Source organism: Reticulibacter mediterranei (assembly GCF_016587455.1).
On record NZ_BNJK01000001.1, the window covers coordinates 4,377,334 to 4,389,974 of the forward strand.

Sequence of the window (12,641 nt, forward strand, 5' to 3'; positions counted from 1 at the left end):
GGCTCCTGAGAACATCACAGAAATTTTACATATTTCAGGAACTTTCTTTAAGGCTTACTGATACACTTGTTACGGTAGTGTATCAGAGACCGGGCGTGGAGATTGAGATGAAGATTCTTGTGATTGAGGATGAAGCCAATATCACGCAAGTTATTCGACTCTATCTAGAGCAGGCAGGGTATGCGGTGATCAATGCCAGCGATGGGATAGCGGGGCTGGAATTGCATGCTCGCGAGCAGCCTGATCTGGTTATTCTCGATTTGATGTTGCCGGCTCTGGATGGTATGGAGGTGTGCCGCCGTATTCGGGCCTGGGCCAATACACCGATTCTGATGTTGACAGCCCGTCAGGGTGAAGAGGATCGGATTGCGGGCCTGGAAGTGGGGGCCGATGATTATCTCGTTAAGCCGTTCAGTCCGCGCGAACTGGTAAGTCGGGTCAAGGCGATTCTCAGGCGCAGCACGACAGTACGAGAGCAGCCGGAAATAGGCAGAGAAGAGGCCATTCCCGAAAAAACGGCGCAGGAAGAGCTGCGCTATGGTGGGCTGTTGCTCAATATTCCGGCGCGACGCGTGACCGTGAATGGGCATCAGGTCGCGTTAACGGTCAAGGAGTTTGATTTGCTGGTGACACTTTCGCAGGCACCGGATCGGGTCTTCACCAGAGAGGCATTGTTGAATCAGGTGTGGGGCTACACCTATCTTGGAGACGGTCGCACCGTTGACGTTCATATTGGCACATTGCGGAAGAAGCTGGAGGCAGCTGCGGACGTGCCTCATCGTATTCAAACAGTATGGGGAGTTGGTTATAAGTTCGTGCCATTTCCCTCGGCACCTTCCAAAGGAGAGTGAGGCGTGCCTTATGCGCAGTCTGTTCGTCTTTCCTCATTTGAGTTTGAAAGCCAAACTGGTATTGAGCTACCTGGCGGTCGCGCTGGGGGCAGTGCTGATTATGGCGGTCATCATCGCTCTCGCTGTTCAGAGCTATTTTAACAGCACGCAGCTTAATGCCCTGCGCGAAGCCGCGCTCTATCGCGCGCAATATATCTCCTACATCTATCAACGCGCGGGCAGTTGGGGCAAGGTGAATCAGATTCACATCTCCCCCAACGACCCGGCGGTCCTGGTGCTGACCGATGGTCACGGAACTCTGATCGCCTGCGCTGAGCCAGCATTCATTTTAAACGGAAATTGTAACGACCCCATTCTCCGTAACGCCCTTTCCGCATCATTGGGAGGCGAGATCAAAAGTGGCTATTTGCCGGTAGTAACGCAGAACGGCACCTATTCGTCGCTCTTCGTCAGCGTGCCAATTACTCTCAACGACCATACGATCGGGGCATTGTTTCTCTCCGATCCTCAGATCTATCCCGATGCCTTTCCCAGTCAGGTGAATACCGCGATTTTGCTCACCGTGCTGGCCGTCTCGCTGGTTGTGCTGTTCTTCAGCATCCTGTTCGCTACCCGCCTGACGCAGCCGTTGAAGTCTTTGACCGATGCCGCTGAGCAGATGAAGCAGGGGAAATATGCACAGCGTGTGCTGCCGCCAAAGACGCACGACGAACTGGAACTATTAGCGCAGACGTTTAATGAGATGGCCGATACAATAGAGGCTGATATGGGCGAACTACGGCGTCAGGAGCAGGCACGACGAGAGCTGCTTGCCAATATAGCGCACGACCTCGCCACGCCGCTCACAGCCATCCAGGGTTTCAGCGAGGCGCTGGCGGACGATATGATCCCCGACGTAGCGGCCAGACAGGAGACGGCCCAGCGCATCGGACGCGAAGTATTGCGTCTGCGACGAATGGTGGCCGATCTGCGCCAGGTCTCCTCGCTGGAATCGCGCCAGGTCCAACTTGATCTTGCGCCGCTGAACATCCATTCGCTGGTTGATGAGACGCTGGCGGTGATCGAGCCGGAATGTGAGCAGATGGGCATCTCTGTGCATAACGAGATCTCGCCCTGGACGCCGCTCGTTCGGGCCGATAGCGACCGCATCACTCAGGTCTTGCTCAATCTGCTGGACAATGCGCGCCGCCACACTCCAGAGGGTGGGCGCATCTCTATTGGCGCGATACCAAAGGGCAAGAATTTGCATGTCTGGGTGAGCGATACCGGATCAGGCATCGATGCGGCAGATCTGCCGCACATCTTCGAGCGCTTCTATCGAGCCGATCGCGCGCGGACAGGTGGTAGCAGTGGTCTGGGACTGGCAATTGTGAAAGCGATCATCACCGCGCACGGTGGCACGATTAGCGCGGAGAGCGAGCTAAACAAAGGGACGCGCATCACCTTTACGCTCCCGCTGATGCGATCCCAGCAGTTGTCAGCACCTCCTCAGTCGCGTGCTGTAAATGTTTCCCCAATCCCTGCAAAAACTACTTGACGGATGAGGGGGAGTATGGTATTATCGTGTGGCGAAAGCAAGGGTGACTAGCTCAATGGCAGAGCAAGCGACTCTTAATGTGCGCCCGGAGAGGCGCAAGACCTTCTATCATGCGTCGGCATGATCTCACTAAGGCAATGTGAGTAAGGCAGCAACTTACTCTTCCGCCGAAAGGTGTGAGAGGACAATAGCATGTTGTGTAAAAGTCCGCAGAAGCTCTAATACCAGGAGCGAAGGGCGGGCAGCCAGGTCGTACAGGGCAAAGGCTGATTGTTTGAACCCTAGTCGTGGTGGGATAGTGGTATCCCCATCGAGCATGGTATTGAGGCTCGATGTCTGGTGTTATCAATGAACAATTAAGAGCGTTGATAAAGCCTTCATCAGAACCCTTTGAGAGACGTAAGGGGTGCCTACCTACGAACCGAAGGTTTTGTGTAACCTGGGGATCGCCTAAACGCGAAAGCGCATGGCGACGGAGCGCTCATAGTACTCAAACGCTCAGGGTAATGCTTGGGACACGGGGAAGGAGCGCAGGGCAATCTAGTAAAGACGGCCTGGAGAGCCGGATGCGTTGAAAGGCGCAAGTCCGGTTCGGGAGGGGAGAATCGGGATAACCGACGATCTGCTTCACTCGCTAGGTTCAGGGTTCAAGTCCCTGGTCACCCACTCAACATGAAGGAGCCTGTTAAGGCTCCTTTTTGTATTCAAGAGAGCATTTTTTATAGTTCATAGTCGTTTGCCCATCGTACATTTTTCTCCTGCTTATTTTTCGTAGCTGTGAGCCTTAATTTGGCTTGCGTGATGCCAACGGCTTCTACTGGAATAAGATAGATTTTATTAAGCTCTTCGCAATAAACTGCGAAATAATCTACCTGCCCCCTGTAATTTCTCCATCCCTTCTGCTGTGCAGTATGGTTATAACTGCTGGCAGTGGCGAAATTGATAACTGTTCGCTCTTCATCCATCCAACCTGTTTTACATTGGATATGCCAGTAATTTCCATCAGCATCTTCAATCAATACATCATAACGATGGTTCTTTTCGTAAGGAATTAAGACGCCATAACCTACCTGTAAAAGACGAGCTATAATAGCTGCCTCGCTAATGTCTCCTGTCTTATCTGTGTGCCTTTTTGGTCCGACTTGTGCCACAATCCACATATCCTTTTCGCTTTATTTTGATATCAGGAAAGAATTTTGCTCTCGCCTGATGTTCTATATAATGGGAAGCATATTTTCTTCCATTTGGTTGCATTCATTGCTTTGATAGTACTCTTATCTTTTTGGACCATAGTCTTGACAGCGAGCAATCTATCTTTTAAAATATAAATACAAATTTATGAAACAAAGCTTTATGTGTTGCGACATAATAGCCAAGGATAAACAGCTTGATGAATGATTGGCGTGAATTGAAAAATATGATGAAGGCGCTGGCAGACGTGGCCCGTCTCACCATTGTCTATCATCTGGCACGCCAGCAAGAAGAAGTCACGGTGACACATCTCACAGAAATGTTGAGCATCAGCCAGCCGCTTGTTTCCTGGCATCTGCGGAAGTTGCGTCGGGCCGGCCTGATAGAGACGCGACGTGTTGGACGCCAGGTCTATTGCTCTCTGAACCTTCAGCGTTTCCACTATTGCCTGCAACGCCTCGAAGGTCTGGTGGACCCGGCCATCTGGGTTGAAGCTCCTCTCGTCGGCGCAGCTCTGATGGAGCCTGATGAAGCGATGGATGTCGCTCTGGAGGACTGACGAGATGCCCGCGCTACTTGCTGATACCCGACGGGATACAGGCGGAAATCGTTTCTCCCACAATGCAACCTTATACTCCACTATTCTTCAGGGATGAGAAGGGATAGAAAGAGGTAGGAAACAAAGAATAAGGTTACATGATCTCTTAACATAGCGTTATATATGATTTTGCTTCACGCTTACTCGGTTTTAACACGTATATGCTACTGTTGAAGCAGAGGATAGTTCGATCCTGAGCAACGGAGAGGTTGAGAAGGAACCACATGATTAGTAACAAAAGGAACCACAACGATCAAACAATGGAAAAAACATCATCTCACAAAACAACGCGCCATCCGCTGAAACAGATGACTCCACAACAGGCGTTCCATGCAGGCAAACATGGTAAAGCTGATATTCATATGCATAGTACTTATAGTGATGGTTGTGCAACCATTCAACAAATCCTCGATCATGTGCAAAACAATACCACTCTCGATGTGATTGCAATTACCGATCATGACGTGATCGAAGGCGCTCTCCGCGCTCGCGATTTCTGGTCTAAAGGCTCGTATCGCTTCGATTTTATCGTTGGCGAAGAGGTAACGACCAAAGAGGGACATCTGCTTGGCCTCTTTATTGAGAAGAGCGTCCCGTCCGGTTTGAGCATGGAGCGTAGCATCGATCTGATCCACGAGCAGGGCGGCATGGCCGTGATTGCCCATCCTCTGCATCGCCTGTTCCGCCACAGTTGTCAGCGTGAAGTGATGGATCGTATTCATGCCGCAAAGGATGTCTGGTTCGATGGGATTGAGACCTGGAATGCTAGTTTCTGTGGCATTTATGCAAATCGTGTAGCTATGCGTACCAACCGCGAAATCTATCATCTGCCCGAACTTGGCAATAGCGATGCTCATGCGCTAAACTCAATTGGTAGCGGGATGACCTGGTTCGAGGGCAAGAACGCCGTTGATTTGCGCAAAACGGTAGAAGCCGGGTTGACAGCTGCCGGTGGCAAGCTCTGGGACGTGCAGGATTACTTTCAATGGATGCGCCATCGCGTGAGCAAGCAGGGTCGCGAGGCCCGTAAAACACGCTCAGAGGTGCAGGTAGCGTAATTATTAGTGCGTTAGGGAAATGAAACGTGGATAGTCCTCGAATATGGCAGGGGCGACGGCTGGTCCTCGTAGATGCTCAAATTGTAGTGCTAATGTAAGGAAGCATGATCGTTTTGTGTATATTCAGCCACGTCCGGGTGTACGAACCATAATGGGAGGAGACATCCTCTCCCATTATGGTTTCTTTTTGTCTGCATCTTCTTGAGGGCGAGAGACGGCATTACTTTTGGGGGGTAGGAAGAATGAGTGTACGTATTTCTACTACCCGATGGTTTTTGTTATACACAAAGTTCTCTTCTCAAAAATGATAATAATAGCGAACATTTGAGCGAAGATGCAAGGAAAATTACAGGCTCTACCAAAAAGAGCTAGTCCAATGAGCCTAAGTGTGATACAATGATGGTATGTTTAGCAGACGCATACAGCAACGAGCCAGGCAACTAGTCGCATTGCTGATTTCACCTCTGGCTCGACTAGGTGTCACTCCTAATATGTTAACGGGGATCGGGCTGCTGCTCAGTATACTGACGGCAGTGGTCATTGCTCAAGGTTTCCTGTTTGCCGGGGGCTGGTTAGTGCTGTTTGCAGGCATCTTTGATATGTTTGATGGGGCGATGGCTCGCGTCCGAAACGCCGCCACCACCTTTGGCGCTTTCTTAGATTCGACGCTCGACCGCTATTCAGAAAGTATTATCCTGTTTGGATTGCTCTGGTATGTCATGCAGCATCCCGACATGCAAGATTCGCTCTGGCCTGCTGCTCATGAGCAAAATTGGATGATAGGTTTCATCTATGTTGCGGTGGTCGGCTCTCTTATGGTCAGTTATACGAAAGCTCGTGCCGAAGGTCTGGGAATTGAGTGTAAGACAGGACTGCTTGCCCGTCCCGAACGTGTCATCATACTGGCTATTGGACTCTTAACAAACACTGGTATCTGGGCGCTGGCTTTGCTGGCAGTATTCTCAAACGTGACCGCCGTTGAGCGTATGATCGCGGTATGGCGGAAAGCACGTCATCTCACTGCTGAGCAAGTGCGTCAGACAAACGAAACGACACAAGTTGCCAGCCAGCCCGATGTCAGATCGGACCATCATCAACTGCCAGAGGCAGCAGGGACGAACGAAGCGCATGAATCTGACGTTCGCTCCCGCCCCACCGGTGTACCGCCGTTCAAAGGTGGGAATATCAAACGTGAAGAAACGGCGTAGACATGAACTAAGTTCGGACCGGAGATAGCATCATCGCAGGTAGTATCGCTGGTGAGCACGGTATCAGGGAGAACATCACCAGAGATAGTATCATCAGAGGTATTATCTATTCGTACAAATTAGCGTGGATGTGTGCATGGAAGTGGTATATCCCGTCTGGTTTGGACAGATCATCATAGCACAGCGTATATTGACTGCCGAAGATCTTGTATGGAGCGGAACCGTTGTGAAGCATATATTCTCTATTCGATGTCTGTGCTTCCGCCCATTTTTTCTTACATCTATCGGCAACAGCTGAACATGGCATGGGTATAGAATGGTTGCCCCTACAATCTTCAGTCGAACATACTCTATGGTGATCTCATTTCCTCTGGTCCGTAGCAACTGAGACTGGAGTTCTTAGTGACAACACAACATACACAACAAGAACATGACGACGTTGATGCAACAGTCGTGCAGCATCCGTCTACCCCCGAAGCCTCGGCCGATTCCATTGCTTCTGAGACCACTACACCGACGGAAGCAGAAGAGCAGGTCAGCACCTCCTCAACTGAACCTGTTGCTTCAATTCCCGAAGTAACCCCAGAGGCTTCTGATGAGACTGCTGCACCAACTCCCTCCTCCGTTGAGGAGCCAGTTCAGAGCGCTGAAACGGCTCCTGTTGAGGAGAGTGAAGGTGGCAAGGAGGAGCAGCCGCCAAGCGCCGAGGCTTCGGTGGAAGAAGAGACATCAACGCCCGAAGCGCCTGTTACAGAGGCGGTCCACGTTGAGTTCCCGTATCAGGATGTCCTCTCTTTTACAAAGGAGAGCGAAAACGAGGTACGGCCTTTTACCGCTTTTATCGAGGAGTTTCGGCTCGCGGAAGAGCAGGCGCGCCGTCAGGTTTCTTTGCCGGAAACGCCAATGGAAGTCGCCAATTTGCTACCCTCTGTTAACGATCTTTCCGCTCCTGCACAGCAGGAAGCCTCTACCCAGGAAACACCTGTTCCCGCCGCAGAAGGAACTGCCCCAACTGAAGAAGAGGTCGTTGTCGTTGAATCCTCTGTGTCTGAGTTAACCGCGGAAGCAATGAAGGCTCTGACGGCAGTACTGGGAGAAATGCAAACAGAAGTGCTGGAAGAGCCGAATGCGGAGTCGTCAGAAGAGCCGAAAGCAGAAGTCCCTGTAGAATCAAAAGAGGGAGAGGCGAAAGTAGAAGTCCCGGTTGAGCCAGTTGCAGAGGCGAAAGCTGAGGCAGAGACCCCGGTAACGCCCGCTGTGGAGACCGGCGAACCTCAGCAACTCGCAGCTCCTGCTGAGCCAGAGAAGGTTGAGGCAACCAGCAGCGAGACGCCAGCCGTTGAGAGTAGTGTACCAACGCCGCCAGCACCAGAGCGAGCAGTATCGCCGTTGCTGCGTCCCGCCTCGCCACGTGTACGCTCTTCTCGTCACGCGCGTCACCTGCGCGAAGAGCCTGTTGTTGAAGCTCCCGCCGAAAAGCCAGCGCGATCGACTGAGGGACAGACCCCTGCTGTGACAAAGGCCGGGCAATCAGCAGCAAGCGAACCCACTGCAACCCCGCTTGTAGAGCAGGTGGGCCAGCAAACAGCGCCAGCCGAGCCGCCAGCGCCGCCACGTCCTGCGCGCCGCTATCGCTTTGACCGTCCGGCTGCCTCTAATAATGGCACTGCTCCCGCTGCATCAACTCGTTCCGAAGAGAACAAAGAGACGTTGAGCCGTTCCTCTTCCACCGTTGCCAGCGAGCAGACGGCGGAGCCTACTACAAAAGTTGCCAATAAATCGGTCCAGGCAGAACAACCAGTCAGCAAGCAACAGGAGTCGCCCGCGCAGGAGACTCAGAGCGCTGCTGCACCCGAAACTGGCCGCCGTCGAAGTCATGACCGTCAGAAAGAGACTGCTGCGGCAACCCCCGCCACCCCTCCTGTCGTTGAACCTGTTAATCCTGTCGTGGAGCCTGCACCTATGCAACTGGAAGAGATTGCCCCCGAAGATCTGCCGCCATTGGAATATGCCGAATTACAGAAAACCAGTACAACACGCCGTCGCCGCCGCCATCGCTCCAGCGCTGGCAATGGGAATGGCTCAACGGCCGCCGCTGCTCCAGCTGAGACGCCAACAGCGCCAACTCCGACCACCTCTCCTCTTGGGGAAGCACCAGTTGTGCCATCTACGCCGCCTCCTGCGCCATCGCAGCCCGCCGCCAGCGCGACGGCTAATGGTGCTGCTGGCTATTCCATCGTGTCGGGCTATACCGTCAGCCAGATGAATCAGGGCAACGATACGACCGGCCCCTTCATGGGACCAGATCCATCGCCAGCTCGTGGCAGCGTGTTGTCGCGCGATGGTCGCACCGTGAACCGCGCTGAGACACAGCGAACTCCGACTCCGCTCTATCCTGGCCGCTCGCATGGCCACGAGGGAGGGTTGACGACCGCTGCGTTCAACCAGCTAACGAATTCGCTGGTTCAGGCGCTACAAAATCAGACGGATCGAATGGTGGCAGAACTGCGTCGCACGAATGCGGCTCCGACCAACGTTTCGGTCTCCTTGCCGCCGTTCCCCTCGACGGAGCGCGTTGGTGTGTTTGTCGATGTTGCTAACTTGCTCTATTCGGCTCGCACGCTGCGCATCTCGGTGGATTTCGGCAAGTTGCTGGACTTCTTGCGCGGCAACCGCCGTCTGGTGCGTGCGCATGCCTATTGCCCCACCAGTCCGCAGGCTGGCGACGAGCAGATGTTCTTGCAGGCTGTGAAGGGTCTGGGCTATCGAATCACCACGAAGAACTATAAGACGTTCTCAAGCGGTGCTAAGAAAGCTGATCTCGACCTGGACCTCTGTATGGATGTGGTGCGTCTGGTTGATGGCCGCGCTGTGGACTGCATCGTCCTGGTCAGCGGCGATAGCGACTTCATGCCCATGCTCGACTATTGCTCCGATCATGGTGTGCGCGTCGAAGTGGCCGCCTTTGATGAGGCCATGTCCGCCACGCTGCGTCAGAGCTGCGATCTGTTCGTCAATCTTTCAATGCTTGAAGAGATTCGTTCATAGCTTGCATTTCGTAGAAAAAAGATGCCCGACCTATACGAGGCCGGGCATCTTTTTTTTCTAGCTGACCCATTGTGAGAAAACCGTTCTTTTGCTACGTATATAATCGATAGAAGGTGGATGGACGCTGTATGAAGAATTTTAACAATTTAGGACAGTGATCCCCCCATTTCGTAGTTGCGCGATTTATCGCGCTGGTGGCCCTCAACGTAATTATGGCGCGGGACGAGTGCGATAAATCGCGCAACTACGAAATGGGGAAGCATTCCCGATTTTGGTTGTGAAAGTTCACTCGTACTGTGAACTTACTGTGAACTTATTTGTCTCTCTTTTTGTGAAGAGAAGAAAGGACTTTTGCATGCGCAAGTCTGGCAACCTGATGTGGGTGGCTTCGCTCGTGGCATTATTTGCTCTGTTGTTAACCGCTTGCGGTGGCGGCGGTGGCAGTACCGGAGGCTCGACCAGTGGGAATGGTGGCAGCACGCCCTCAACGAACAAGACGCCGTTGAAGGTGGCGCTGGTTACAGATATTGGTGGTTTGAACGATAACGGCTTTAATCACCTGGCTTATACTGGTTATTCAAAAGCGCAGAAAGAATTTGGTTTTACCTCACAGATCATTCAGACCCAGAGCCAGAACGATTACATCACCAATCTGACCTCGGCGGCTCGCGCGGCTGATCTGGTGATCGGGGTTGGTTTCCTGATGGCAACACCTGTTGACCAGGTAGCCAAGCAATTTACGAACAAAAAGTTTGCTCTGATCGATGCCTGCCCGACCCCGGCTGGCAAGAGCGATTGTGAGACGTTGCCCAATGTCGCTTCCCTCTTCTTTAAAGAGCAGGAGGCTGGTTGTCTCGTCGGTGCTGCCGCAGCGCAGATGGAACTGGATGGCAAGGCCAAGATCTCTAAACTGCTCGGCAAAAACACAATTGGTGCCGTTGGTGGTCAGTCGATCCCGCCGGTCAACCGCTACATTGCTGGCTATAAGTTCTGTGCCAAGAAGGTAGACCCGAACGTTAACGTTGTGGTCAACTATTCGCAGGACTTCACTTCGCCAGCCAAATGTAAAGACCTGGCGTTGAGCCAGATCAACCAGCACCAGGCTGACATCATCTTCCAGGTCGCGGGCGGTTGTGGAGTTGGTGCACTTGACGCAGCCGATCAGAAAGGCGTGTTTGGCATTGGCGTGGATGCCGATCAGAGCTATATCCATAGCAGCGTGATTACCAGCGCGCTCAAACGTGTGGATGTGGCCGTCTATGATACGATCAAGTCGTCGCAGGATGGACAGTTCACCAACAATCCTCCAACCTTCGATCTGTCTCACGATGGCGTTGGCTATGCACCCTTCAGCAAAGATGTGCCGGATGATGCGAAGGCGAAGGCCGATGATTATGCCAATCAGATCAAGAGCGGTTCGCTTACTCCTCCAGCTGATATTCCTGCATAGGCGTATTGCGGCATAAGAAAAAAGATGGCTGAAATCTCAGCCATCTTTTTTGTCAGTCAAAAGCACAGGTTAAAAACAGCTATACGGCGCTTGCTGTCAGGGTCTCGACCCGTTCCACCTTGCGCAGAGCAGACTCCTCGCAGGCCTGGATAAAGGCTTTGAAGAGACGCGCCCAGGCTGGATGCTCACTATGCAGTTCCTCGGGATGGCACTGCGCGGCCAGCATGAAATGGGGGCCGTTGACCTCGATCAGTTCTACTACTCCATCTTCGGCGCGGCCACTGACGGTGACGCCTTCGCCGACCTTCTTAACGCCCTGATGATGCAGGCTGTTGGTCGGGATCTGGCTCTCCCCCAGAATTTCAGCCATACGACTCCCCGGCTCAACGGCGATCGTATGTGCAATGTGGTTGCGCGGCAACTCCCAGTTCGGGTGCTTCAAGCTATCAGGATAGAGTTCTTCAAGGTCCTGATAGAGACTTCCTCCCAATGCAACGTTGAGTATCTGCATGCCACGACAGATGCCTAGCAGTGGGATATTTTCTTGCAATGCCCAGCGGACCAGCTCTATCTCCATATCATCGAGCTTGGGGTTGGTTCTGCCCAACCGGGGATGAGGCTCCTCCTGGTAATTGCGGGGATCTACATCGATGCCACCTGAGATTAAAAGACCGTCTAAGCGAGGAAGCAATGTGTTTAGCCCATTGAGATCATCCAGAATTGGAATAAGAATAGGCACACCACCAGCACGCTCCACTGCATGCACGTACGCTCGGTTATTGTAGAAAATGGGTCGCTCAGACTCCGCACCAACCCCTGCATGACAGGGGATTCCAACTAATGGACGCATTACCAGTCACTCCTTCGATTTGCAATAAATTTGTACTCTTTAATTAGATCAAAAAAGAGAATAAAAAAAAACCGGAACGCTCAAAGTATGCTTGTGCGTTCCGCTTTGAGTAATGCACCGTTCAATTGACGAAACGCATTGTTTGTACAAGTCTGCCACGAGTAAACCAGCAAGGCTCCAGACAATACTGGAGCCGCATAAGCATCGAGACACGTACATTTCTAACGCGTTGTAATTTCACTTGACTGTTCCTGTGTACACATTTTAGTGATCATCTGTATACAGATGTTATACATTTATGATACAGCTTCTGTCAAGTTCTAGGACTTTTCGTTCCGCTAGCTACCTTGACCCAGAAGGGTCTTCCACCACTCTTGCCAGTAATCCTGGGATGCTGCGTCGCCACTGTTCGTCGCTGCTTTGGGACGTGGTGGATTGTTCTGGCCCACGATCACCACTGGATGCTCGCCGGGACGAATATAGTTGAGTTGTTGTCGTGCCTCGCTCTCAATAACGGCTGGGTCTTTATAATGATCGACTTGTCGCTTCAAATCTTGATTATGTGCGTTGACCTGCCCATATTGTTGCATAGCCTTCTGTAAGCGTTGTTCTAACTGGCTGTTGGACCATGCCTGAGCCAGCGTCGCCACCAGGAAGGCTGCACAGATGAGACCCGTCACCCACATCACCGTATGCGTGAACAGCGAGGTTCTGCGGGCGCGAGAGTGTCCAACCGTCTCTTCCAATCCAATCGCGCTAGTAACGTTAGCTGTACTGTTATCGATCCGCGATGGAAATTGTGGTCTTCTTGGATGATTCCGCACATAAGCTCCTTAATTCTAATACATCC

General features: G+C 52.3%; 10 protein-coding genes. 7 read left to right on the forward strand and 3 right to left on the reverse strand.

Annotation, left to right across the window (positions count from 1 at the left end; genetic code table 11):
* Positions 1-107: 107 nt before the first annotated feature.
* Both K3T83_RS18850 and K3T83_RS18855 read left to right on the forward strand, forming a co-directional pair.
* The gene (locus K3T83_RS18850; protein WP_220204502.1) at positions 108-851 is read left to right on the forward strand and encodes a response regulator; all 744 of its coding nucleotides are present in this window, start codon (positions 108-110) and stop codon (positions 849-851) included.
* A gap of 10 nt (positions 852-861) precedes the next feature.
* The gene (locus tag K3T83_RS18855) at positions 862-2,388 is read left to right on the forward strand and encodes a sensor histidine kinase (protein WP_220204503.1); all 1,527 of its coding nucleotides are present in this window, start codon (positions 862-864) and stop codon (positions 2,386-2,388) included.
* A gap of 719 nt (positions 2,389-3,107) precedes the next feature.
* Here K3T83_RS18855 and K3T83_RS18860 read toward each other — a convergent pair.
* Positions 3,108-3,539, reverse strand: a complete 432-nt coding sequence (locus K3T83_RS18860) for a group I intron-associated PD-(D/E)XK endonuclease (protein WP_220204504.1) — start codon at positions 3,537-3,539, stop codon at positions 3,108-3,110.
* 239 nt (positions 3,540-3,778) lie between these two features.
* Between K3T83_RS18860 and K3T83_RS18865 the strand changes: the two genes are divergently transcribed.
* The 5 genes from K3T83_RS18865 to K3T83_RS18885 all read left to right on the forward strand — a co-directional run bounded on the left by K3T83_RS18865 (position 3,779) and on the right by K3T83_RS18885 (position 10,941).
* Complete coding sequence (locus tag K3T83_RS18865) at positions 3,779-4,138, forward strand: ArsR/SmtB family transcription factor (protein ID WP_220204505.1); 360 nt, start codon at positions 3,779-3,781, stop codon at positions 4,136-4,138.
* A 263-nt stretch (positions 4,139-4,401) separates the two neighbouring features.
* Entirely contained in the window at positions 4,402-5,235 is an 834-nt protein-coding gene (locus K3T83_RS18870) for a PHP domain-containing protein (RefSeq protein ID WP_220204506.1), read from the forward strand.
* Positions 5,236-5,639: 404 nt separating this feature from the next.
* Positions 5,640-6,443, forward strand: coding sequence for a CDP-alcohol phosphatidyltransferase family protein (locus K3T83_RS18875; RefSeq protein ID WP_220204507.1), 804 nt, complete (start codon positions 5,640-5,642; stop codon positions 6,441-6,443).
* Positions 6,444-6,845: 402 nt separating this feature from the next.
* A complete protein-coding gene (locus K3T83_RS18880; protein ID WP_220204508.1) occupies positions 6,846-9,491 on the forward strand; it encodes a LabA-like NYN domain-containing protein in 2,646 nt (881 codons plus the stop codon).
* 355 nt (positions 9,492-9,846) lie between these two features.
* Complete coding sequence (locus K3T83_RS18885; RefSeq protein ID WP_220204509.1) at positions 9,847-10,941, forward strand: BMP family lipoprotein; 1,095 nt, start codon at positions 9,847-9,849, stop codon at positions 10,939-10,941.
* A 79-nt stretch (positions 10,942-11,020) separates the two neighbouring features.
* Here the strand turns inward: K3T83_RS18885 and K3T83_RS18890 are convergent, their stop codons facing one another.
* Together K3T83_RS18890 and K3T83_RS18895 are read right to left on the reverse strand one after the other, a co-directional pair.
* Complete coding sequence (locus K3T83_RS18890; RefSeq protein ID WP_220204510.1) at positions 11,021-11,791, reverse strand: gamma-glutamyl-gamma-aminobutyrate hydrolase family protein; 771 nt, start codon at positions 11,789-11,791, stop codon at positions 11,021-11,023.
* A 338-nt stretch (positions 11,792-12,129) separates the two neighbouring features.
* Positions 12,130-12,615 carry an FtsB family cell division protein gene (locus K3T83_RS18895; RefSeq protein ID WP_220204511.1) on the reverse strand — a complete coding sequence of 162 codons (486 nt, stop codon included), beginning with the start codon at positions 12,613-12,615 and terminating at the stop codon, positions 12,130-12,132.
* Positions 12,616-12,641 lie beyond the last annotated feature (26 nt).